Origin of the sequence: Streptomyces sp. NPDC005774 (assembly GCF_042871645.1) — a bacterium.
In the GTDB taxonomy this organism is placed as follows: Bacteria; Actinomycetota; Actinomycetes; order Streptomycetales; family Streptomycetaceae; genus Streptomyces; species Streptomyces pratens.
Genome location: NZ_JBIAIV010000064.1, coordinates 1 through 23,944, shown reverse-complemented (window position 1 = coordinate 23,944; position 23,944 = coordinate 1). Strand labels below are relative to the sequence as shown.

The window sequence follows — 23,944 nt, the reverse complement described above, 5'->3', positions numbered from 1 at the left end:
TCATCGGAGGAACAGCCACACGACGGCGGCGCAGGTGCCGGCCGCCGCGACGAGCACCAGGGCGGCCGCCGTGCCGGCGTAGGAGGCGTACAGGCGGCGGGCGCGCGGCGGGTAGGCGACGACGGCGTCCCGCCCGCGGCGGCGCAGGGTCAGGTACGTGCCGGTCTCCGGGGCGAGGTTGGCGGCGCCCAGGGTGTGGCCGAGCATGCGGTAGCCGTCCAGCGGCGGCAGTGGGACCAGATTGCTCAGCGCCTGCACGATGCCGACGAAGAGCATCCCGGTCAGCACCGGGCGGGCAGAGTCGGCCGGGTCCAGGAGCGCCCACCACAGGGCGAAGGGCAGCAGGAGTGCCAGGTTGACGTAGGCGCCCGCGGCGGCGACCACCAGCTTCGCCCGCAGGCCGGGCAGGAACAGGTAGTTGTCGACCGTGCAGTACATCATCATGGCCGGGAACCGCCAGCGCAGCCCGATCTCGGACACCACGCCGCCGTAGTGCCGGGCGGCGACGCCGTGGGCGAGCTCGTGCAGGCAGATGCTGAACCAGAGGAAGACCGCGAACGGGACGAGCGCCAGGGGGCTGGTGAGCAGCTCCCACACCCCGTCGAGGAACGCCCCCGCGTCCCAGAGGACGGCGACGGTCATCACCACGACGGCCGCGGCCACCGGCAGTTGCGCCCAGGGGCGCAGCACCGGTCGCAGCAGCCGGTGCAGGCGACCCGTCGTCGCGTGGGCGTCGGCGACGGTCCGCCGACTGCCCGCCCAGAACGTGCCGGTACGGGCCGGGCCGGGCTCCGGCGGCGCGGGCTCCGGGGAACCGTCGAGCAGACCCCGGGTGCCCAGCAGACCCAGGAGCCGCGTCCACTGCTCCTCCGGCAGCCTGCGCCGGAAGCGTTCCGCATACGCGGCCACCACGTCGTCGACGTTCCGTGTCCCGTCGAGCAGGCCGATGACGAAGTGCTCGCGCGGGCCCACCTCGAACGCGGCGCCGCTGACCGGGTGCTTGATCAGGTGGACGGTGCGCGGGCCGCGCAGCAGCGCCGGACTGATCAGCACACCCTGCCGCAGAGCGGGCCGGTAGGCCCGGGCGGCGGCGGCCCGGTCCGCGGCCGGGCCGCCGCCGGTGGTGCCGGCGCGGTCGGTGGTGCTCATGAGGCCGCCTGCCGTCCCTCGGCCGGCTCGCGCAGCACCCGGCCCAGGACGAAGGCCAGGTACGCCTCGTCCCGGATGGTCACGTGCAGCCGGTTGTTGGTCATGTGCATGTACGGCGAGAGGAGGCGGGGCAGCACCGCCGGGGCATGCGTGACCGTCACCAGCGGGGCCGCGTCGGGGTCCTCGGCACGCACCTGGCCGGCGTCCTCACGGGCCGGGCCGTCCCAGGCCGGGAAGGCGAGTTCGCCGCGCGCGGTGAGGTCCACCACCCGCTCGCGCAGCTCCAGGCAGTGCTCGGCCCAGCGGCGCAGGAACACCGGCAGCCGGGACAGGTCACCGCTCGCCACCGTCTGCCGAACCTGGGCGAAACGGGCACCGAGGGCGGGTGCCTCCCGCTCGTAGGTGCGCTCGTACTCGCTGGACCCGATGAAACCGGTGCCGGGGAAGAGCCGGTGCCAGAAGTCGTAGTAGGAGTCCAGGTAGTCCGCGAGCCGCTCCTCCTCGGGCAGGAAGCAGCCGGCCATCACCATCATCAGCTGCGCGGAGGTGCCCAGCAGCACCGTCCGCAGGTGCAGGTTCATGCTCCGGTACGCCTCCAGCACGAGATCGCTGGACTGCCGGAAGTGCCATTCGGCGAGCTCGACTCCGGCCGGTCCGCCGTACTTGGCGTACTCGGGGGCGTAGACCTCGTAGGAGAACGAGTTGTTCGGTCTGAGGTTCATCCGGCCGTCCGGGCCCATGTACGCGGCGCGGTCCTCACCGGGGAACTCGATGTCGAACAGGGAGTTGTAGAAGTCCTTCAGGAAACCCGAGTCGACCTCGTACAGGGCGGGGCGGGACTTCAGGAAGCCGCTGATCGCCTCCTCGGCACGGCGGCGCACCTCGGCCTCGGCCTTCGGACCGCTCGGCCGTAGCCGCAGCCGGACGTGCGGGCCCTCCAGCCAGTAGTTGATGAAGAAGTAGCCCGACAGCAACCCCTCCTCGGTGAGCCGGTCCACCAGCGGACGGACGCACTTCACCAGCAGCGGCTGGGGGTTGGCGGCGTAGAAGATGTGCAGGGCCAGCCACGGCGAGGCGGCGGTGCCCGGGGCGGGCCGGAAGGCCGCGGGTTCGGTCAGTTCGGACATGACGGTGCGACCTCCTGGTCGGACTGCGGCTGCTGACGGGTGGTGAAGGTCTCCACGGCGAGTTCGGCGACGTGTCGGCCGCGCCGGGAGGTGAGGTGGAGGCCGTCCTCGGCGGGAAGCATCTCCCGGAAGGCCACCCGGGTACCGGGCTTCCGCTCCACCAGGGCGTCGAACGTGGCCAGGCACAGCGGGCTGTCGAAGTCGACGTAGACGGGTTTGGCCCCGATGGGGCCCTGGCCGGGGTGGGAGACCGTGGCGAAGCAGCGGTCCGGCAGGCCGTGGGCGCGCTGCCAGCGCCGGTACTCCAGGTAGTGCTCCTCCTCGCCCGAGCCCTGGGAGCGGACCGGCAGGACCTCGGCGTCCGCCGTCCAGGTGCGCCGGCCGACCACCACGTTCCCGTGTGTGACCCGGGGCCTGCGGGTGACGCCGTCGACCGCCTCGCCCTCGGGCACCCCCGCCCAGACGTCGAAGGGCGCCATGGTGCTGGGGGAGAGGAGCAGCAGGCTGCGCGGGATCTCCGGGAGTGCGATCGGCACGAGGTAGCCGAGGTACACCGGCACGACCTCGCGGCCGAGGCGGCGGGAGCGGAGCACCAGCCGGCCGGCCGCCTCGTCGTGGACGACGTAGAGGTCGTCCAGGTGGATCCGCTCCTCCTCGGGCACGGTGCTGGTCTCGCCGGGGCACACGATCTGATAGCCGGTCAGCCGTCCGTGCAGGTTGAGGTTGCTGGTGACCGGACCGCCGGTGACCTCCGCGAGGACGGCGCCGTCCGGGCAGCGGGCCGCCATCTCCGCGCGCAGCGCCTCGCAGAATCCGGGTGAGGCCGGGTCGCCGTCCGGGGAGGCGCCGTCGTAGAGGTGGGTGAACCGGCTGAAGGGGAAGGCCAGTCCGCCGTACGACTTGTTGAGCACCACCAGGGGCCGGCCGCCCTCGGGCCGGGACAGCTGCAGGTGGTGGCTCTGTGGGGTGAAGTGGCCGGTGATCCCGTCGAGTTCATCGGCGGTCTCGGACAGCAGGGCGGAGGGAAGCTCGATCTCCTCGGCGTCGCGCTCCGCGCCGTCCCGCCACAGGGTGCTCATCCCCGCGTGGAAGTGGCGGCGGGCCCGGTCGAGCGACTTCAGCTCGCTCTGCCCCAGCCAGTTCTCCTCGGGCACGTAGGCACCCTGGTCGTCGAAGGAGACCCGCTTGGAGGTGAAGGAGATGTACTGGTCGAAGAAGTCCTCGTGGAAGTCGTGGACCAGGCCGAGCAGGTCGTCGCACCGGCCGCCGCGGCCGTAGCGGGCGATGAAGAAGCCCATGAGGGTGATGCGCTGCGGCAGTGTCAGGTCGAACAGCGGCAGGACGCCCTCGACGGCGCGCAGGGCCCGTCCGGTGTCCCCGCCGAGTACGGCGGACGCGCACGTGGACACGTCACCGGTGTCCACGTCCTCGTACACCAGGGTCTGCGGGAGAGCCGGTCCGGCCGCCCCCAGTTCCCGCTGGGCGTCGAGGAGCCCGGCGCGCAGGGTGCCCAGCAGGGCACGGCGTTCGCCGACACCGGCCCCGGGGTAGCGGGCGAGGCAGTCGGCCGGGCCGTCCAGCAGGCCGGCCAGCCGGTCGGCCCAGGCGGCCCCCAGCGAACGCAGGGCGTCCTGGTAGGAGCGCAGCGGGTCGCGGTCGTGCACGTCCGCGCGGAGCACCGGTACCTGCACCATGCCGAGGTCCAGCAAAGCCGAGGCGTACCGTTCGCACGCCTCGTGTCCCGCGTCGTGCTCGCTCTCCAGCCAGGCCACCAGGTCCCGGTGGCGCACCGGCTGCGCGTGTCCGCCGAGCCACTCCAGCAGCCGCTCCAGGGTTCCGCTGCTGCGCAGGAAGAACAGCCGGTCGCGGACCGCGTCGAAGGTGACCGCGGCGCTGTCGTCGCCCGCGGCCAGCACGTGGCGCACGTAGCGGATACGGTCGGCGTCACGTCCCCAGCCCGGCGAGAGGACCACCGGCAGGTCCTGGCGGCGACCGGGGTCGGACATGATCAGTTCGGTGAGCCGGGCCAGGGCCACCACATTGAGCCGTACGTGGCTCACCCAGTCCTCGCCGGTGCGCAGCGCCGCCCCGTCGTCCGCGGGGCTGTCGGCGAAGGTGCCCAGCCCGATACCGGTGAAGGTGCTGAAGGGGCTGGTCTTGCAGGCCGTGCGGTACAGGTAGGTCAGCGCGGACCGCTCGATCTTGCGCAGGCGGTTGCCCGGCCGCGCGCTGGTGTCGCGCAGGTAGGTGTCCAGCCGTCCGTCGAGGGCGGGGGAAGCGAGGAGCAGACCGAGGCGCAGCCGGTCGTCGGCCAGCACCTCGCGCAACGCGCGGCGGTTCTCCCGCAGTTCACCGGCGAGCAGGTCGGTGCCCTCGGCCCGGAGCTCCTCCAGGCGGGCACGGTCGCGCAGCCACTCCTCGGTGAGCCGCCCGGTGCGCGGGTCCCGTTCCGCCACCAGGCGGACGGCGGCCGCGGGGTCGGCCGGCAGCCGGTTGTTGAAGATCTGCCGCCGCAGGTTGATCAGGCCTCGGCGGGCGGCGGCGTCACCCGGGTCCTCCTCGGGGCCGGTGGTCGACTTGACCAGGGTGTGCAGCAGATCGCTCAGCGCCGCACCGGCGGCAGTCAGGCGTTCCTCCTCGTCCAGCACGGTGTCGGCCCAGCAGCGGGTGCCGGGGCAACGCAGGCCGTGCACGGCCTCGACGGGCAGACCGGCGGCGCGCAGCACGAAGCGCCGGCCGAGTTCCCAGTGGGCGCCGGGGACTGCGGGCTCCGGGAGGGTGTCCGGGGAACCGGAATCTATCGGGATCATGAACATTCCTTCGCGGCCGTCAGGCGATCTCGTGGCGGAAGTCGGCGGACCCGGGCCGTTCGTGACCGAGGGCCATGATGAGCAGGGGGGCCTCGTCCCCGTCCGCCAGGCCGAGCCGCTCGACGAAGGAGACGTTGTCGAAACCGAGCGCCACACCGGCGCCCAGACTCAGGGCGGACGCCGCCAGGTAGAAGCTCTGCGCGACGGCGCCGGCGGTGCCGACGGCCAGCCGGTAGCCACGGTCGCCGACGGCGTCCAGCACGGCGGTGGTCCGCACGGTGGGCACGAGCACCACCCCGGCCTGCTCCAGGTTGTAGTTGGCCAGGAAGTAGTTCTCCTGCAGGAAGGAGCCCTGCGGGCCGGCGGCCACCAGCCGCAGGTCGCCGCGTTCGGCGTCGTAGACGTACGCCCCCGGCTCCACGCCCTCGACGTGGTTGACGAAGGCGTACATCCGGGCCGGCCGGACCTCGTCGGCCGGGTCGGTGTCGCCCGCCAGCCGGGTCCCGGCGCAGGCCGCCAGTACCGCCGACAGGTGCTCCCCGGTCACCCGGCGCCGGGCGTCGAACCGGCCGAAGCTGGAGCGCCGGTCGCGCAGGGTGCGGCGCAGGCCGGTGCCGGGGAAGGCGGGAGCGGGCAGCTCCACCCGGTCGCCGCCGGCATCGGCGGGCAGGGCCGCGGCGGCCGCCAGCGCCCCGGGGGCGGGTCGGTCGGCGGCGCCGGCCAGGGTCGCGGAGTGCATCTCGCGCAGCGCGGTGAAGTCCAGCAGGGTGCGGGAGCGTTCGACGTCCCGGTGCCGGACGGAGGGCCGGTGGGCCGGGTCGGTGCGCGGGGCGTCGTCGAGGGCCGGGGCCCGCGAGGACGCCGGCGCGTCCCAGTGCAGCGGCACGACCGCGAACACGGTCTCCTCCTCGCCCCCCACCCCGAGCAGCTCGTTCAGTCGGGGCTCGTCGAACCACATCACGGGGGCGAGACGCAGCCCCCGTGCGGCGGCCCAGATCCGCCAGGTGTGCACCAGGGTGCCGACGTCGGTGGAGACCACGTGGAAGGAGAAGCTGTTGTACTTGAAGGAGTTCTGCCAGTACTTGACGCCGAGGATCAGGTACTGGTCGGTGTCGAGGGCCTCGGCGGGCGCGTCCGGGCCCAGTGCCCGGCGGACCCGGTCGGTGACGTCGCCGGCCAGCAGCCGCTGCAGGGCGTGCCGGTGGATGTCGTAGTAGTGCAGGCCGGGGGTGAGGGGGCCGGAAGCACCGGACGCCCAGTGGATGCTCACCGGGTACAGGCCCCCGCCGCCCGCGGTGCCGCGCGACCAGTTGGCGTGCGTGTAGAACGGCAGACCGGGCAGGTCGGTGTTGGCCTGGATGCCCAGGCGGCGCCCGGTCAGCCCGTAGGAGTCCTGGAGCATCGCCGACAGCAGCGGCAGACTGAAGCCGCGGGCGGCGTCGCCGTCCCGCACCGGGACGGTGCCGGGCAGCAGCCCCGGTGCGATGGGGACATCGGCGAGGTCCTCGGTGGCGGGCAGGGCGAACGCCTCGGCGTGCGGGTAGTGCTTGCCCTTGCGCGGACCGTCGTCCCAGTTCACGACGTGGTCGGTGGGCTCCATCGGGACGCGCCCGCGGTGCAGGATGGCGTGCGCGTATTCATGGGCGTACCCCACGGGATCCCCCTTTCCTCGGTTCTTCCTCGGTTCGTCGGCGTTCACACGCCGGGGCGGTCGGCCGGTCATGGGAACGGATGCGGGCCGGGGTTGAGACCGGCCTCGGTCAGGTCGTCCGCACGCAGCCCCGCCTCGCGCAGCGCGGTGCTCATGCGCGGCATGTGCCGGGCCCGCTGCCTGCTCCAGCCGAAGTCGAGCGGCAGCAGCCCGGGCACCAGCACCTTCACGGTGTACAGCCCGAGGGCGTGCTGCTCGGGCGTGGTCTGGTCGACGACGACGACGTCGAACCCGGCGGACGTCACGGACTCCACGGCGGCGAGCAGGTCGTCCCGCACATCCGGGCCGGAGCCGTCGGCGCGGCTCCAGGCCAGGTCGGCCACGCTCATGGGCCGCGCGGGCACGGACTGCCGCAGCAGGAAGTCGGCGTGGCGGCCCATCTCCGGCACCGCGTACACCAGCGGATGGTCGTGCAGGCTGGTGATCCTCTCGTAGTCGGCGGCCATGGCGAGGTACCCGTCCGCGTTGCGCTCGAAGCGGTGCAGCAGCTGTACCGAGTCGGTGGCGATCTCACACAGAGCGGCGGCGAGCGCGGCCTCCGGGTCGAGGGAGGCCCCGGCCCCGAAGCACATCCGGGCGGGCCCTCCGTCGAACCGCTCGGCGACCCCGGTGACCACGGGTACCGGGAAGGTGATCCGGGTGTCGAAGAAGCGGGCCCGGTACCCGTACATGGCCATGCGGTCGACCATGAAGCGGGTGCGCGGGTCGGTGCTCGTCGACGGATCGATCTCGCGCAGCGGCTGCATCCCGTGCCAGGCGAGCAGGAAGGCGTCCCGTTCCAGGACCTCCATCAGTCCGCTGAGCACGGCCTCCTCCAGACTGCCCCCGGAGGCACAGCCGTTGGAGCTCTCCTGCACGAAGCGGTGCTCGATGCCCGGCTTGTGGTAGAAGGCCAGGATCTCCGGCACGGGGCGCGGCCGCCCGTCCCGCAGCGACCAGCCCCACACCCAGGGGATCGCCCGGTCCGGTGCGAACGGAGGCACCCAGGGGTTCGCCCGGTGGAAGCCGTCCGTGTACAGGCCGGTCTCGCGCGGGTCGACGGCGCCCGGCCCGAGGTCGTCCAGGGCGGCGGTCAGGGTGACGGCGCGGCCCCGGGCACGCATCCCGGCGAAGCGTTCCAGGCCCTCCAGCACGCCGATGCGGGTGCTGTCGTGGTAGGTGTCGGCGTGCCCGCCCCAGAACGTCTCCCGCAGGTAGTCGCCGGAGCGGCTGGAGAAGCAGCCCACCGTGGCCGAGGTGGTCGGCGAGGTGACGTCGCACACCACCGACGGGCCGATCGCCCCCCAGTGCGGGTTGGCGAACGCGTCCACTCGCAGGCCGTAGTCGTCCAGCGGGCGGACCCGGCCGACGCCCGGCCGGTACTTCGGCGCGGGTCGCAGGCTCAGGGCCGCCGACTCGGCCGTGACCGGCTCGGGGGTGCCGCAGCGGGGGCAGTCCGGATCCGGCACCAGCGGGTGGTGGCGAACCGTCAGGTCCTCCAGATCCATCAGCCACACGTCGGGGAACGGCGCGTCCCGGTCCGGGCCGGCCGCGGCGAGCCGGGCGATCAGCGTGGCGACCGCCTGCGCGGCGAACGGCACCAGATAGGGCCAGGTGCCCGCCTCCCGGGTGCCGCCGCGCAGTTCCAGGCCCTCCCGCAGACCGACCGAGCGCACGCCCTGCCAGCGGCGCCGCAGGCACACGGCGCAGCCCGCCCGCCCCTCGACTGGCCAGGGACCGATCACCGCCTGCCGGCCGTACAGGTGCACGGGCAGGACGGTGTCCGGGGCATCCCCGATGTCGGTGAAGGCGTCCCGCACCCCGAGTGCTCCGACACCGATGCCGGGGACCGGGAGTCCGGGTACGGCAGGCAGGTCGCACAGGGCCCGGCGGAGGTCCTTGGCGAAGCGGCGGCACGCGTCCCGGCGCGGCTCCGCGGAGGCCTCGGTCAGGTCAACGGTCATCGCCGGCCGCCCCGGTGAGCAGAACGCGGACGGTGTGGATCCCGGCGGCCGGCAGGTCGGCCGCGTGCGTGGGCACGACGAGGGCGTCCCGGCCGGCCGAGGCCAGCCGCTCCAGGACGTCCGCCCACGCCACCGGCCGCCGGTCGGCGGCCGGCTCCTCCTCGGCCACGTCGGCCGTGACCGGGATCAGGGCCGCGTCCAGTTCGGCCAGCAGCGGATCGCCCAGGTCGGGCGTGCCCAGCACCCCCTCGGCGGTGAGCTGCACTGTGCCGATCAGGTCGCGGAGGGCGTCGCCGGCCGCCGCCGCCCGGTCCAGGGCGGCGCCGATGGCCCACCGCACCGGCTCGCCCGGCTCCGCGGGACGGGTACGGGCCAGCACCACGGACACCCCGGTGCGGTCCGCCTCTCCGAGGTCGAGGAGTTCGGTCTCCAGGCCCAGATGCCCGGCGGAACGCAGCAGAAAGGTTCCCTCGGGGTCGCCGGCGAGTAGCGCAGGGGAGAGCACCGTGGTCCGTCCGGTGCCGCGCACGGCCCGCTGCAGCGCGTCGTGGGCGAGCGCCGACAGCAGTCCGGCCGCCGCGGCGGCGGGCAGCCCGTCGCCCGCACCGGCCCCGGCGCGCGACGGCTCGAACCGGCGGTCCTGGTTGTCCGGCCCGAACGGCCGCACGGCACCGGCCGGCACCAGGATCCGCTCCTTGGTCAGCAGGGAGATGGCCGGGGTCCAGGCGGCGACGGGATCGCCCCCGGCGCCGGTCGCCGTGGAGAGCGTCTCCGGCCGCACCCGCGCGGCCTCCGAGCTGTCCGCGAGGTACGCGTCGCCCGGCGTGGGGAAGGCGGGCACCACGTGCTCCGCGTAGACCTCGGCGGCGGCGTCGAGAGCCCGCAGGCGGGCGCCCGCGGTGTGCTGGACGTCGAACGCGACGACGGTCCGGGTCCCGGCCGAGCCCAGGCCGACCTCCACCGCGCCGACCTTCAGCGGGGTCTGGGTGACCGGCTCGTCCGCGTACCGGGTGAAGACCCCGACGGACGGCCGGATCGCGAGCGACCTGCGGTCCAGCTCGGCCAGCGGCCCCTCGGTCGCGCCGTCGTCCGGGGCGGCGGCGACGACCGGCTCGAAGACGGGCCGCGCGGGGGCCGCGGTCAGGTCGACGGGCTCGGGCGGGACGGGCCGGGCCCGGCAGTACGGGCAGTGCGGGTGGGGGAGCAGCCGCTCCGCGAGGACGTCGAAGGAGGCCATGTCCTGGAGCAGCACCTGACCCCGGGTCTCGGCCGGCAGGGCCTCGGTGACCAGCCGGAACACCTCGTAGCCGAGCAGGTTGCCGAGCATCGCCGCGAGCGGTCCGCGCGGCCCGGGAGCCGGAGCGGTTCCCAGGGCCAGTTGGCTCCACAGGCCGGCCGCGACTGCCGGGTCCCCGGTCGCGCCGAGCCGCAGCGCCGCGCAGGCGAGACAGCCGTCGGTGCCGGGGGCACTGACCGGCCCGACCACCGCCCGGCCGCCGAATGTCCAGGCGGGCAGCAGCGTGCGGCCGTCGGGCACACCTTGGCCGAGCAGGGCGACCGCGGTCCGGAACGCGTCGCGGCCTGCGGCGGCGACCACCACGTCGTACCCCTCGTACGCGTCCCAGCCGGCCGGGCCGGCCGGGCCGGCCGCGGGCAGCACCGTCACCCCGGCCGGGGCCCCCAGCGCGGTGAGCTCGGCCGCCTCCTCCCGGAGCCGGCCGAACTCCGCGGCGGTGGCGGGGCCTTCGGCCTGGGCGGCCTCCACGGCGACGTGCGCGCAGCCGTTGCGTATCAGGGACAACGCGCACCAGCGCGCGACCGGGCCGTCACCGAGCACCGCGACACGGGTGCCGCGGAACGCGGCGAACCTGTCCCCGGCATCGTCGGCGTAGTGGTCGATGTAGGCGATCTGCTGCGCGAAGTGTGCGGTGACCGCCGCGTCCGGGGACGTGCCGGGTCCGTGTCCGGTGTCCGGCACGGACCGGGCGAAGCGGCGGGCGTAGAGCGCCTTGACCAGGCCGCCGACCATGGCCTTCTGGGGGTCCGGGAAACCCGCGCAGATCTCCGCCACGGTCCGGCTCCCGTCCAGGTGCGGGACGAGGAGTGTGGCGAACCGGTAGGCGGACGGGGAGCTGAGCTGGAAGCCACCGTCGGCGTTGTGGAAGATCACGCCGTTGGGTGTCTCGGTGAACAGCACGTCGCGGCGCACCCTGGGCCGGGTGTCCGCGGTCTCCTCGTAGGGCGTCGTGGGCATGCGGGGGTCGCACCTCCGGGTCGGGGCCTGTCGGCCGTGGTGGATCTGAAGGAGTGGGTGGAAGCGGGGCGTTGGGGCACGGACCGGCCGGGCCGGACGCGTCCCGTCGTGGTGGCGCCGGGCCGTCAGGTGGCTCCGGACGGCAGTGCGAGCCGGGCCGGGGCGACAACGGCCTGAGGGAGGTCGCCCGTCCGGGCCGTCCGGTGCAGCGCGTGCACCCGGAACAGGCTGTTCATGTGCAGAGTTCCAGGCTGTTCCTCGTCGAGGAGCCCGGTGTCGAGGAGCCGCTCGAGCAGTTCCTCGGCGTGGGTCTCGGGCACGCGGAGCGCGGTGGCCGCGTCCGGTGCGGTGAACTGCCCGCTGAGCCGGGCCAGCCGCAGGTGGGCGTCGGCCAGCGGCCCGGGCAACCGGTCCAGGGCTCCGTCGAGTGTCAGGGGCACCGACATCCGGGGGTCGTCGGGCAGCGCCAGCCGGGCCGGCAGGTCCCGGCGCAGCCACGCTGCGTAGTCCGCCAGGCGCAGCTTGGGCCGGGTCAGCAGCCGGGCGGCGGCGATCCGCAGTGCGAGCGGGACGTGCCCGCACAGGTCCGTGAGGGCACGCGCGTGAGCGGCCTCCGCCGCGACCCGCTCCCGCCCCAGGACGGTGGTGAGCAGGGCCATCGACTCCTGCGGTGTCAGCGCGCCCAGTTGCAGTACCGCCGGGCCGTGCGTGGCGACCAGGGCGGCCAGCCGCATGCGGCTCGTGACGACGAGGGCGCCGCAGCCGGGTACGTCGAGCAGGTCCCGCACCTGGTCCGGGTGCACGACGTCGTCGAGCACCACCAGGCACGACCCGCGGGGGACGCCGGCGGGGAGCACGGCACGCAGTTCGGCCGCCGCCTCGACGGCGGGCCGCGGCGTACCGTCGGGCCGGGCCAGCGGCAGCAGCACGCCGCCCGCCGGGTAGCGGTCGGCCACCAGTCGCGCGACGTGCAGGGCCAGCGCGGTCTTGCCCATCCCGGGCCCTCCGGAGATGACCGCTATCACCGGGGTGGAGTCGGTCCGCCCGTCGCCCCGGCCACCGCCGTTCAGGTGGTCCACGAGGTCGGCGGTCTCGCGGGAGCGTCCGGTGAAGCCGGGGACACGGGGCAGCCGGGGGCACGGCGAGGGGCCCGGTCCCGGGCGGCCGTCGCCGGACGGGGCCGCTCCGGCCGCGGCGCCGTGCCCGTCGCGCTCCGCGGCCGCGAGCGCTGCGCCGGGGAATTCCTCGCCGCGCAGAATGGCCAGTTCCAGGTTCTGCAGTGCCGCGCCCGGGTCGACGCCGAGTTCGTCCCGAAGGTGGGCCCTGATCCTCCGGTACTCGGCGAGCGCCTCGTTCTGCCGTCCCGCCCCGTAGAGCGCCCGCATCAACTGGGCGGAGAGCCCTTCGTGCTGGGGGTGGGTCCGGGTGGCCTCCCACAGGTCCACCAGGACCTCGCGACACCGTCCGCGGGCCAGTTGTATCTCGCAGACGCGTTCCAGGACGCGCAGGTGTTCCTCGACCAGCCGGGGCACCTCGTCGCGGTGCAGGAGGTCGGAGGGGACGTTGGCCAGAAGCGGTCCCCGCCACAGGCCGAGTGCCGTGCGCAGCAAGGGGAGTTCGGACTCTCTGGCGCCGTCTGCCTCCGACACCAGGCGGCGGAAGTGCAGCAGGTCCAGGGTGTCGCCGTCGGCCGGAAGGCGGTAGCCCCCGGCGACCGCGACCACCGACTGCTCCTCGATGTCGTACTTGGCGAAGAGACGGCGCAGCCGCAGGACGCAGCTCTGCAGGGCCGCCTTCGCCGTCGCCGGCTGCCTCTCCCCCCAGACGGCCTGGCGCAGCCGCTCCGTGGGGACCACCTCGCCGGGCCGGACCAGCAGCGCCGCCAGCAGCGACGTCGGCTTGGCAGGCGGCAGGACGACCACCTCACGCCCGTCGGTGATGCTGAGCGGGCCGAGCAACTGAAAACGCACCTGGTCCCCCCCGTTGACCCTCGTACTTCTGCGGATCCGGACCGCTGCCCCCTCCGGGGTGGCGGTGCCGTGCCGTCGAAGCGGGCCCTGTCTGAGCGGTGACTCATTCAGGACGCCTGCTTTTTCGCCGGCACGGGCGGTACGGCGCAGATTGTGAAGTCGTAGTGCACGTATGCCTTCGGTCTTGCGGCAGTGGTGAGTGTCTACTGGCGTAGAACGTGGGTCAAGGGGTGGTTATGAAATGCCTGAGAGGCAATTTTCAGTCATTGACGTACCGTCAAATAACTGTCAGCAGGCCATATTTACTGGTAAGTGACCCACCGTCGGGCGGCAGGTCGTGGTCTTACCGGCGGTACGGTCAGGGAAACGAACGTGCTTGATTCACCGGATTCGCCGAACCTTTTCACCGTGTTCACTTTTGCCCCGGCCGGTTCTCCGGCCCGCGGCCGGAGCATGCCTCGTCGGGCGCCGTCACGACGGGTCCCGGGCATGCCGAGCGCCCGGTCGGCGCCCTCCTCCGTGAAGGAGGCGGGCGCCGACCGGGCGTTGCCGCGCCGGACGCCGGGTCAGGCGGAGCAGGAGGTGGTGCTGCAGGTGGAGCTGGAGGTCGAGGTGGAGCTGGTGCTGGTGCAGCCGGCCAGCACGACCTCGCTGGCGTCCGAGTAGTCGGAGATCTCGAAGGTCTCGGCCTCGAGCTCGAGGATCTCGTCGGCGAGGGTGCTCAGGTCCTTGTTCATGGTGTCTCCCCAGGAGTCGGGGCGGACCACCGTGTCCGGTGGTGGCCGCAGGCGGTTACAGGACCAGTCCAGCGGCTCCCGCTCACCGTTCGGCACGTCTTCCGCTGTCATTCCGCTGGCACACCGCGCCAGCGCCGGCCGTGTGAGCGGTGCCGGAGTCACCGCGATGTCGCCGACGCCGCGCACCGGGCCGGGTCGCAGCTGTTGCCCGCCCGGTTGCAGACCGTGTCACCGAAGTCACCACTGCCAGTGAGTCGCTGGAGCGATTTGAGGGGGCTCTCGGCGTCCGCTCGAAGGGGGCCCCACGCGCTCACACCGTCAAGACGCGAAGACAGAACGGGTTTGGGCTCGGTACCACCTGCCCGCCGTGTTCAATCTATTGACACGTGCATTACAGGGGCTTTACGTTCCGGCCATCTGAGAGCGCTCTCAGACCCCCCTCCTGTGAAGACTTGAGGTGCCTCATGCCATCCCCCCGCGCCCGTACCAGACCGGCAGTGGTACTGCTCCTGGCCTCGGCCCTCGCCGCCGTCGGCCTGGGCCCGGCCGCCGTACCGGCGGCCGCCGCCACCGTCCCCGTAGGCTCCGGCAGCTACTCCGACACCCGGCCCCCCGGCACGTCGGGCCCCACCACCAACACCGGAACGCCGGTCACGCCCAAGCTGACCGCCGCCGCCCGGAACCGGCCCGCGCCCACCAACGACTGGTGGTCCTCCCTCGCCTTCCAGCGCTACGGCGACAACCCGTACTCGACCCCCATGTACGGACACCCCCTCACCTACCAGGCCACGGCCGGCGGGCTCGACGTCGGCTACCCGACGTCCCCCGCGATCGTCGGTGACGGCCGCCAGTACGAGTACGCCCACAAGCGCGACCTCACCATCGGACTGACCGGCCTCAACTCACCCGACACCAAGGCCGACGACTGGTCCGACTGGACGGTCACCCCCCAATGGTCCGACGGCGCCCGCACCCTGCGCACCACCATCGGCCACGGCTCCCCGTTCGTATACGCCAAGGGCTCCGGCGGCAACGCCCAGATCACCACCGCCGGCGCGCCCACCGTCTTCGCCGACCAGGGCAACGTCCTCGGCATCACCGTCGCCGGTCACCACTACGCCCTCTTCGCACCGACCGGCAGCGACTGGAGCATCGCCGGCTCCACCGTCACCGCGGGCCTCGGTTCCAAGGACTACTTCTCCGTCGCCGTACTGCCGTCCACCGGCGCGCTGGCGACCTTCACGAAGTACGCCTACAGCTTCGTCACCGACTCCAAGGCCACCTGGAACTACACCGGTGGCACCGTCAAGGCCACCTACACCCTCACCACCGAGGCGAAGGAAGGCACCGAGCGCGGCACGCTCCAGGCGCTCTACCGCCACCAGTGGCTGAACACCACGGACCCCCTCACCTCCTACACCTACGTCTCACCACGCGGCACCATGAAGGTCCGCGAGTCGGCCTCCTTCACCACGAGCCAGAAGGCGGCGGCTGTGCTGCCCGCGCTGCCCAAGTCGAACGGCGTGGACGCCGCCAGACTGCGCGGTTACCTCAACGAGGTCGTGAACGCCACCGACCCCTTCTCCGGCGCCTCCGACACCTACTGGACCGGCAAGGCCCTCGGCCGCCTCGCCCAGCTCGTGCCGGTGGCCGACCAGATCGGTGAGACCGGCATCCGCGACAGGCTTCTCGGCCTGATGAAGGGCAAGCTCCAGGACTGGTTCACAGCGGGAGGCGCGAACGAGTTCAGCTACGACAAGGACTGGAAGACGCTCACCGGCTACCCCGCCTCCTACGGCAGCGACACCGAGCTCAACGACCACCACTTCCACTACAGTTACTACGTCTACGCGGCGGCGATCGTCGCCCAGTACGACCAGGGATGGGCCGCCGAATCCGCCTGGGGCGGCATGGTCAAGACCCTCGTACGGGACACCGCCAACCCCAGCCGCACCGACACCGCCTTCCCCTTCCTGCGCGGCTTCGACGTCTACGCGGGCCACAGCTGGGCCTCCGGCCATCAGGGTTTCGCCGCCGGCAACAACCAGGAGTCCTCCTCCGAGTCCACCAACCTCAGCGCAGCCCTCGTCCTGTGGGGCTCCGCCACCGGCGACACCTCGCTGCGTGACCTCGGCACCTTTCTGCTGACCACCGAGTCGGAGTCGATCGCCCAGTACTGGTTCGACGCCGACGAGCAGGTCTTCCCGTCCTCCTTCGGTCACGACACAGCCGGCATGGTGTGGGGCAGTGGCGCCGCCTACGCCACCTGGTGGACCGCCAACCCCGAGGAGATCCACGGCATCAACGTCCTGCCCGTGACCGGCGGATCGCTCCACCTCGGCGGTGAGAAGGCCGCGATCCGGCGCAACATCGCGGAGATGGAACGGGAGAACGGCGGCCCGGCCGTCGAATGGCGCGATCTCCTCTGGGAGTTCCAGTCCTTCGCCGACCCGGGTGCGGCCAAGGCGAAGTGGGACGCGGGCCACGCCGGCTACACCCCGGAAGAAGGGGAGTCGAAGGCGCACACCTACCACTGGATCAACACCCTCGACACCCTCGGAGCCCCGGACGCCACCGTGACCGGTGACCTCCCGACCTCCGCCGTCTTCACCAAGGGAACCACCCGGACCTACGCGGCCCACAACCACGGACCGACGGCCCGCACCGTCACCTTCTCCGACGGCAAGACCCTCTCCGTACCGGCCCGTTCCACCGCAAGCGGCACCGGGACCGGCTCAGGGGATCCCGACCCCGACCCCGACCCGGAACCGCCGACCGGCAACACCTTCCAACTGCGCAGCGGTGGCGCCCTGACCACGGCGACCGGCGGCACGGCGGGCAACGACACCATCGCCTCCGGTGGCGGCGCCAACCACGACGGCACCCCGTACCAGCCCCTCGTCTACGAGGTCCGCGGCGTCAACGGCACGCTCGCCCCGGGCGCACAGACCGCCTTCCGGCTCCAGGTGGACGCGGGCAGCACGGTCGGGCTCGGCCAGCAGGCCCGGATCAGCTACGACTTCACTGGCAACGGCAGCTTCGACCGGACCGAGACGTACCACTACTTCGCGACCGACCCGGTCACCGGATGGGAGGAGTACACGCAGGCACGCGGTCTCAAGTCGTCCACGGGCGCACCGGGCCATCTGGAGGGCGGCACCGTACGCCTCGAGGTGTGGAGCGCCATCGGCAACGGCACCTCGAAGCTCCAGACGGGTACGGACAAGTCCGTGCTGGTCATTCCTTACAGCTGAACCGGCGGAAAGCCGGTGGCGGGCATCGGCGTCAGGCCGATGCCCGCCACACCAGCGTGGCCGGGGTGATCACGGACGCCGAGGAGCTACCGCCCGACTCCGGAGCGGCCCTCGAAATTCCGGGAAGGGTTCAAGCGGGACGTGGTGGAGCCGGCACGGTCATCGAAGGACCGGTCCCCCCCCCCACGGACATCCCTCACGGGCATCGCTTACCGGGTGGTTACGCCCTTGACGCCCGGTCCGAGTCCGCTCCGTCGGCTGCGTGACGCGGCGGCGGCCGGGAGGCCGGCGCCGCCGGCACAGCCTGCGAGGTCTGCGGAGTGGGTCCGGCAGCCGCGGTTTCGGCCGGTCCTTGGCTCCACCCGGCGTCAGCGTGCTGCACCCGGAGGGGCCCTTGCGCTCGGACCACTGAAGCCACAGCAGCTCAAGCCACCCCCGCCCCGTTCGGCGAGACTGTCCGGACCAGCGAAACCACCGCTGCGTAATGGCGAGAGCTCAGTTGAGTAGAACTCAGGCGTTTCCCGCATGTGGCGGGGATCACGTCGGGGGGAAAACCTGCGGCCCGGCTCGGGCGTCTATCGGGTGTGAGATCAGTCAGGGCAGCGCTGCACGAGGTGGACGAGGAGCGTCTCGTCCGGCTGGTGGCACAAGGTGACCGTGCCGCGTTCGAGGAGTTGTACCGGCGTACGTCGCCGTGGATGGCGGTGCGGCTGCGCCGCCGGTGTGTGGACGAGCAGATCGTCGCGGAGGTCATGCAGGAGACCTATCTGGCGGTGTGGCGCGCGGCGGGCGCGTTCGCCGGGGCCGCGGTCGGAGGGACGGCTACCGGTTGGCTGTGGACGATCGCGTCGCGCCGCCTGGTCGACGCGTTCCGGCGCAGGGCTCACCACGCGGAGCCGCCGCCGGCCGCCGCTGTGCCCGAAGCGGCGCCCGCCGTCGAGGAGGAGGTGCTCGCGGCGACCGTCGGCGGTGATGTCGGGGACGCGCTGCGGTGCCTCGCGCCGGAGCTGAGACAGGTACTGCAGGCCATGGTGCTCGACGGGCTGTCCGTCCGGGAGACCGCGGTCCTGCTCGGGCTGCCCGAGGGCACGGTCAAGACCCGTGCCCGCCGGGCCCGGATCGCGATGCGGAGGGCGCTGGCGTGAGCGTGGAACACGCGTCGATGCGGATCATCGAGGGTTACGCGCGCGGTGGCACGGACCTCGCCGCCGACGAGGTGTGGGCCGTGGAAGCCCATCTGGAGGCGTGCCGGGTGTGCCGTGACCGGCTGTCCGCCGCTGTCGGTGCCCAGGCACCCGCCGTGGTGTCGCTGGTCGACGCCGTGTGGTCCGGCCTCGAACCCCAGCTGGCGGTCACCGCCACGATGCCGCGCGGACGGCGCCGGCCGGCGCGGCTGTCGAGGTGGATGACGCCCACGATGGTGCCGTGGCTGGCCATGGTCGTGGGCGTGACACTGCTGGCCCTGCTGCTCGACCTGGCCGACACCGGTTCCGGCGAGGTGTCGCTGGTGCTGCTGTTCGCACCGGTCCTGCCCGTACTCGGCGTCGCGGCGTCCTGGTCACGCGGTCTGGACCCGGCGTACGAACTGACGGCCTCGGTGCCCAGGGCCGGGCTCTATCTGGTACTGCGGCGCACCGCGTCCGTGCTCGGCGTGGTCGTCCCCGCGCTGCTGGTGGGCGGATGGGCGACGGGGGTGATGGTGGTTCAGTGGCTGCTGCCCTGCCTGGCCTTCACGGCGACGACGCTGGCGCTCGGCGGTGTCCTCGGGGTGACCCGCGCCGCCGTCGCGCTGGTCGGCGTGTGGGCCGTCGTGGTCGTGGCGCCGACCCTGACCACCAGCCGTACGGCCTTCGCCCTGCAGACGGGCGGTCTGCCCGTGTGGGGGCTGCTTCTCGCGCTCGGCATCGGTGTCGTGATCGCCCGCAGAGGCGCGTACTCCGTGCTGGGAGCCCATCGATGACCATCGGAAAGGAACACCACATGACGTTCGCCGTGAGCGCGGCCGACATCGCACCGACGGCCTACGCCTGGGAGATCCAGGCCACCGGGCTGAAGGTCAGGGTCGGCAGGAAACGAATGGCCGTCGACGGCCTCGACCTGTCGCTGGGCACCGGCGTACACGGACTCCTCGGCCCCAACGGGGCGGGCAAGACCACCCTCATCCGGACACTGGCCACCGTACTGCGCCCCACCGAGGGCACCCTGGAGATCCTCGGCGAGTCCGCGGGCGGCATGGGCGAGCACCGTGCGCTGCGCCGCCGGATCGGTTACCTGCCGCAGGAGTTCGGCTACTACAAACGTTTCACGGTGCGCGAGTTCGTCGAGTACATGGCGTGGCTGAAGGAGGTGCCGAAGGCGGAGATCCCCGAGGCGGTGCAGCGCGCCGTGGAGCGGGTGGGTCTGGCGGACCGCGCCGACGAGAGGATGAAGGCCCTCTCAGGCGGCATGGTGCGCAGGGCCGGCATCGCCCAGGCCATCGTCAACGACCCGACGATCCTGCTGCTGGACGAGCCGACGGCCGGCCTGGACCCGGCGCAGCGGCTGCGCTTCCGCGAGCTGCTGCAGGAGTTGGGTACGGACACCTGCGTGCTCGTCTCGACCCATCTGGTGGAGGACGTCGCCGCCGCCTGCACCGACGTGGTGCTCTTCGCCGAGGGGCGACTGGTCTTCCAGGGCACCCCGGACGAGTTGGCCGCGGAGGGCGGCCCCGAGCATGTGGGTGACAGCCCTCTGGAGCGCGGCTACTCGGCGCTGCTGCAGGGCCCCGGTCAGGGAAGGGGCGCCTGGTGAACATCCGTGTCCTGCGCATCGAGCTGAAGCGTTCCGTGGCCCCGTGGGCCGGCGTCGTGGTCCTCACGAGCGCGCTGGCGTTCCTGTACCTGGTGGACGCCTCGTGGTGGAGGGGCACCACGGCGTGGACGGCTCAGTGGACGTCCCTGGCGATGTGGACCCGCAGCCTGCTGTTCTACCTGTGGCCGCTGGCCGTGGGGCTCGGGGCGCTGCAGGGCCTGCGCGACCACCGCTCGAAGATGTCCGAGCTGCTGAGGAGTACGCCGCGACCCGCCCGGCACCGCGCGGCCATGCTGGCGGGCACGACGGTGATCACGCTGACCTCGGCCTTTGCGCTCCTCGTCCTCGTGGGTGCGGTCCAGGTGCTCGCCAACACCGGGTACACGCACCTCGGGTGGCTGCCGATCTCGCTGGTGGGGGCACTCTTCCTCGTCGCGGGTGCGGTGCTGGGCATGGGAGCCGGGCGGGCCCTGCCGTCCGTGCTCACCCCGCCCGCGCTGGCCATGGGCGCCTTCGTGTTCACGGCCCTCATGCACATGTCGTTGGGCCGGACGGAGACGACCACGGCGACGGGGGTTCCGAGCACGGAGCCCAACCGGGTCTCCCTGCTGTCACCGGCGGTGGAGGAGGTGCGCGATGTGCTCGTCACGCTCTCCGCCTCCGTGCACGTCGGGCAGACGATCTGGCTGCTCGGCCTGGCCGCGACCGGCTTCGCGCTGCTGGTCGTCGCGACCCCGCGCTCCCGGCTGATCGCCCTGACGCCCGCCCTGGCGGGCACCGCGCTCGCTCTGCTCGTCCTCCCCTCCGACCCGCGACGGATGTACGTCGTGGACGAGGCCGCCGCGGAGCCGGTGTGCGACGGCCCGGTGTGCGTGACCAAGGCGCACCAGACACGACTCGCCGACCTCGCGGGTCCCGGTAAGGAGGCACTGCGCCTGCTGCACGGCGCGCTGGGCGGCCGGGCGCCGGTCTCGGTCCGGGAGAACACCGCCGTACTGCCGGACGGCGCCATGCCGCAGTGGTCCGGCGAGACCGTGCTCTTCGACTTCGACGACGGCGTCATCGCCGCCGCGGAGGGCGAGGAGCTGACCCGGGCCCTGATCGCCAAAGCCATGGTGCCGGGGTGCACCCCCGTCGGCTGGGGCAGCTGGGGGAACGAGGATTTCGCGCAGACCGTCGCGGTGGGCTGGGTCCTCGGGGACCTCAGGCCGCTTCCCGGCACAGAGCCGGCAAGTCTGCGCAGCGAGGTCGAGGCCGAGACCCGCCCGGTGTGGAAGGAGCTCGCGGCGCTGCCGCGGGCCGAACAGCTCTCGCGGATCAACGCGATGCGCACCGTCGCGCTCTCCTGCGAGGGCGACGCCTTCGACGCACTGTCCGGCGGTGCGTCCCGGTGAGATGGCTGACGCTGTACGCGCGCTCGCGTCAGGTACCCGCGTCGCTCGCCGCAGTGGTGATCAGCGCGGTGACGGTGTGGGCGCTCGCCCGGGACGAGGGCGAAGGGCCCGGTGATCCGCGGCTGCCCGTGCTCGTCCTCGCCGCAGGGGTGATGGCAGCCTCGATCGGGCTCAGCGGGCAGGACCTCGAGCTGGACCGGACGGCCGCGATCCGCTGGGCGCCCCGCAGAGCGGCGCACGTGCTGCTCGCCGGCGCGGTCGTCTGCACGGTGCTGCTGACCGTGCAGACAAGGGGCGAGGACATGGCCACCCTCGCGTTCGTCGTCCGGGACAGCGCGGGCCTGATGGGACTGGCCGCCCTGGGCGCGGCGTTCTCGGGCGGCCAGTACGCATGGACGCTGCCGTTCGCCTGGCTCTCGTTCTCGTTCTTCGCCCCGCCCTCGACGAGTGCGCCGATGCAGGTGGCGACCTGGATGCTGTTGCCACCCGGCACGGCAGCGGGCACCTGGACGGCCCTGGTCCTCTCGGTCGCGGGTACCGCGGCCTACGCCGTCGCGGGACCGAGACGGTAACCGGACCGGACCACGGCCGTGTTCGTGCGCGGCCCCGCCCTTCGTGAGCGCCGCGGCGGGGCCGCGGCGCTCACGAAGGCGCCGGCAAGTCGCGGCGGGCCACCAGCCGGCAAGCGCTGGACAGGCCCAACCAATGAGGCAGCGGCCGCACCCCCAGCCTGCGGTGGTCCAGCCGCACTCGGTGCAGCGGCAGGACGGGCGATGCGCGATCGTCGTACGGCTCCCGGCGGCCATGACCTCTCCACCGCGGCGGCTTGTGACCGGGTGGCCAGGGCGGATGAGCGGTGTCCGGTCCCCGCAGAGGAGGGGCCGCGCCAGTACGAGCCGGCCATTGCGGGGCCCGTGTGGCCGTCACGATCTTTCCTCGCACATTTGTTCGAGCTACTATGAAGTCCAGGCCAGGTCGGACATATATTGAAATCCGCACTTTGCCGACCGGAGCCCACGGAAATCTCCCCATGTCCGCATCGAGCTTCGCAGGCGGACTCCGTCTGCGAAGCTCGATGCGCCCGGAGGGTCCGCCCTGCAATCCGCGAGGCGGACTCGCCATCCGACCAGCGTCAACACGACCCAACGCACAAGCTTGGCTCGATCATGAAGACTTTGACCCTCAGGGAGGGCACCCTGCGGGTGCTCGGCGTGGACCCGGGGCTGACCCGGTGCGGCCTCGGGGTGGTCGACGACGCCCCCGGACGGCCGCTCACGGTGACGGCCGCCGGCGTCCTTTGCGCCCCGGCGGACGCGGACATCGGCCACCGCCTCCTCCTCATCGAGCGCGGCATCGAGCGGTGGCTGGACGAGTACCGACCCGGAGCCGTCGCCGTGGAGCGGGTGTCCAGCCGGTACAACGTGCGCACCGTGATGGGCACCGCGCAAGCGAGCGCAGTCGCGATCCTGTGCGCGGCCCGGCGTGGCCTGCCCGTCGCCTGGCACACCTCCAGCGAGGTGAAGGTCGCCGTCACCGGCAGCGCAGGCGCGGGCAAAGCCCAGGTCGGCGCCATGGTCACCCGGCTGCTGCAACTCGACGTCCCACCCGAGCCGGCCGACACCGCCGACGCCCTGGCGCTCGCCATCTGCCATATCTGGCGCGCCCAGGCGCTGAACCGCCTGCAGCAGGCGCACGCCACCGCCTGCCCCGCTCCCGCACTCGCACGACTTCGGAAGGGCACGATCCGATGATCGCCTTCGTCAGCGGCCCGGTCGCCGCGCTCGCCCCCGACACCGCGGTCATCGAGGTCGGCGGCGTCGGCATGGCGGTCCAGTGCACGCCCGACACCCTGGCCGAGCTCCGCATCGGCCGACAGGCCAGGCTCGCCGTCTCCCTGGTCGTGCGCGAGAACTCGCTCACCCTTTACGGCTTCGCGGACGACGGCGAGCGGCAGGTCTTCGAGCTGTTGCAGACCGCCAGCGGCGTCGGGCCGCGCCTTGCCCAGGCCATGCTCGCCGTGCAGACCCCGGACGCACTGCGGCGCGCGGTCGCCCAGGGCGACGAGAAGGCGCTCACCGCCGTGCCCGGCATCGGCAAGAGGGGTGCCCAGCGGCTGCTGCTGGAGCTCGCCGGCCGACTCGGTGAGCCGGCCGGTGCCGCCGCGACCAGCCACCCGGCCGGCGCCGCCGCTCCCGCGCCCTGGAGCGAACAACTTCACGCGGCGCTCGTCGGCCTCGGGTACTCCGCATACGAGGCCGAGGAGGCGATCGCGGCCGTCACCCCCGCCGCCGAGGCCGCCGCGGCCGACGGCGCCGCCCCGAAGGTGTCGCATCTGCTGCGCGCCGCCCTGCGCACGCTGAACCGTGCCCGCTGAGAGGAGTGGACTGAATGACCCGGGACGAAGCCGAAACCGCCGCCCTCATCGAGCGGCTGGTGGGATCTGTCGCCGACGGGGAGGACCAGGCCGTCGAGGCCGCCCTGCGCCCCAAGGACCTGGACGAGTTCATCGGTCAGGAGAAGGTCCGCGAGCAGCTCGACCTCGTGCTGCGCGCCGCACGCGCGCGCGGCGCCACCGCCGATCACGTGCTGCTCTCCGGCGCCCCCGGCCTCGGCAAGACCACCCTCTCCATGATCATTGCGGCCGAGATGGAAGCCCCCATCCGCATCAGCTCGGGACCGGCCATCCAGCACGCGGGCGACCTGGTCGCGGTCCTGTCCTCCCTCCAGGAGGGTGAGGTCCTCTTCCTCGACGAGATCCACCGCATGTCCCGGCCCGCCGAGGAGATGCTCTACATGGCGATGGAG

The 23,944-nt window shown here is 72.9% G+C and carries 17 protein-coding genes; 9 read left to right on the top strand and 8 right to left on the bottom strand.

The genetic code is table 11. The annotated features are described in order from the left end of the window. The 8 genes from ACFYQA_RS34755 to ACFYQA_RS34720 all read right to left on the bottom strand — a co-directional run bounded on the left by ACFYQA_RS34755 (window position 1) and on the right by ACFYQA_RS34720 (window position 13,701). Window positions 1–1,149 carry a metalloprotease gene (locus ACFYQA_RS34755; protein WP_388926663.1) on the bottom strand — a complete coding sequence of 383 codons (1,149 nt, stop codon included), beginning with the start codon at window positions 1,147–1,149 and terminating at the stop codon, window positions 1–3. Beyond that, complete coding sequence (locus tag ACFYQA_RS34750) at window positions 1,146–2,276, bottom strand: lantibiotic dehydratase C-terminal domain-containing protein (RefSeq protein ID WP_388926660.1); 1,131 nt, start codon at window positions 2,274–2,276, stop codon at window positions 1,146–1,148. The genes ACFYQA_RS34755 and ACFYQA_RS34750 overlap by 4 nt, the downstream gene beginning before the upstream one ends. Further along, a complete protein-coding gene (locus tag ACFYQA_RS34745; RefSeq protein WP_388926657.1) occupies window positions 2,264–5,086 on the bottom strand; it encodes a lantibiotic dehydratase in 2,823 nt (940 codons plus the stop codon). The genes ACFYQA_RS34750 and ACFYQA_RS34745 overlap by 13 nt, the downstream gene beginning before the upstream one ends. A gap of 19 nt (window positions 5,087–5,105) precedes the next feature. Continuing rightward, complete coding sequence (locus ACFYQA_RS34740; protein ID WP_388926654.1) at window positions 5,106–6,740, bottom strand: nitroreductase family protein; 1,635 nt, start codon at window positions 6,738–6,740, stop codon at window positions 5,106–5,108. 65 nt (window positions 6,741–6,805) lie between these two features. Further along, entirely contained in the window at window positions 6,806–8,740 is a 1,935-nt protein-coding gene (locus ACFYQA_RS34735; protein WP_388926651.1) for a TOMM precursor leader peptide-binding protein, read from the bottom strand. Beyond that, entirely contained in the window at window positions 8,730–10,994 is a 2,265-nt protein-coding gene (locus ACFYQA_RS34730; protein ID WP_388926648.1) for a TOMM precursor leader peptide-binding protein, read from the bottom strand. Before ACFYQA_RS34730 ends, ACFYQA_RS34735 begins: the two co-directional genes overlap by 11 nt. 125 nt (window positions 10,995–11,119) lie before the next feature. Further along, entirely contained in the window at window positions 11,120–12,964 is a 1,845-nt protein-coding gene (locus ACFYQA_RS34725; RefSeq protein ID WP_388926645.1) for a BTAD domain-containing putative transcriptional regulator, read from the bottom strand. A 566-nt stretch (window positions 12,965–13,530) separates the two neighbouring features. Continuing rightward, window positions 13,531–13,701 (bottom strand): thiazolylpeptide-type bacteriocin, encoded by a 171-nt coding sequence (locus tag ACFYQA_RS34720; RefSeq protein ID WP_031128743.1) that lies wholly within the window; start codon window positions 13,699–13,701, stop codon window positions 13,531–13,533. Window positions 13,702–14,165: 464 nt separating this feature from the next. On the opposite strand from ACFYQA_RS34720, the gene ACFYQA_RS34715 reads away from it, so the two are divergent. The 9 genes from ACFYQA_RS34715 to ACFYQA_RS34675 form a co-directional block, all read left to right on the top strand. After that, complete coding sequence (locus tag ACFYQA_RS34715; RefSeq protein WP_388926642.1) at window positions 14,166–16,955, top strand: glycosyl hydrolase; 2,790 nt, start codon at window positions 14,166–14,168, stop codon at window positions 16,953–16,955. 584 nt (window positions 16,956–17,539) lie between these two features. Then, window positions 17,540–18,100, top strand: coding sequence for an RNA polymerase sigma factor (locus ACFYQA_RS34710; protein ID WP_388926639.1), 561 nt, complete (start codon window positions 17,540–17,542; stop codon window positions 18,098–18,100). Then, window positions 18,097–18,915, top strand: a complete 819-nt coding sequence (locus ACFYQA_RS34705; RefSeq protein ID WP_388926636.1) for a zf-HC2 domain-containing protein — start codon at window positions 18,097–18,099, stop codon at window positions 18,913–18,915. The genes ACFYQA_RS34710 and ACFYQA_RS34705 overlap by 4 nt, the downstream gene beginning before the upstream one ends. Continuing rightward, window positions 18,912–19,745, top strand: a complete 834-nt coding sequence (locus tag ACFYQA_RS34700; protein ID WP_388926633.1) for an ABC transporter ATP-binding protein — start codon at window positions 18,912–18,914, stop codon at window positions 19,743–19,745. Before ACFYQA_RS34705 ends, ACFYQA_RS34700 begins: the two co-directional genes overlap by 4 nt. After that, on the top strand, window positions 19,742–21,139 hold the full coding sequence (locus tag ACFYQA_RS34695) for a hypothetical protein (RefSeq protein WP_388926630.1): 1,398 nt from the start codon (window positions 19,742–19,744) through the stop codon (window positions 21,137–21,139). Before ACFYQA_RS34700 ends, ACFYQA_RS34695 begins: the two co-directional genes overlap by 4 nt. Beyond that, entirely contained in the window at window positions 21,136–21,711 is a 576-nt protein-coding gene (locus ACFYQA_RS34690; protein WP_388926627.1) for a hypothetical protein, read from the top strand. The genes ACFYQA_RS34695 and ACFYQA_RS34690 overlap by 4 nt, the downstream gene beginning before the upstream one ends. A 624-nt stretch (window positions 21,712–22,335) precedes the next feature. Next, window positions 22,336–22,890: a crossover junction endodeoxyribonuclease RuvC gene (locus ACFYQA_RS34685; RefSeq protein ID WP_388926699.1), complete on the top strand. Its 555-nt coding sequence runs from the start codon at window positions 22,336–22,338 to the stop codon at window positions 22,888–22,890. Beyond that, entirely contained in the window at window positions 22,887–23,513 is a 627-nt protein-coding gene (gene ruvA, locus ACFYQA_RS34680) for a Holliday junction branch migration protein RuvA (protein WP_388926625.1), read from the top strand. The genes ACFYQA_RS34685 and ruvA overlap by 4 nt, the downstream gene beginning before the upstream one ends. Window positions 23,514–23,527: 14 nt before the next feature. Beyond that, the coding region (locus tag ACFYQA_RS34675) for an AAA family ATPase (protein WP_388926622.1) at window positions 23,528–23,944 on the top strand (417 nt) is incomplete at its 3' end.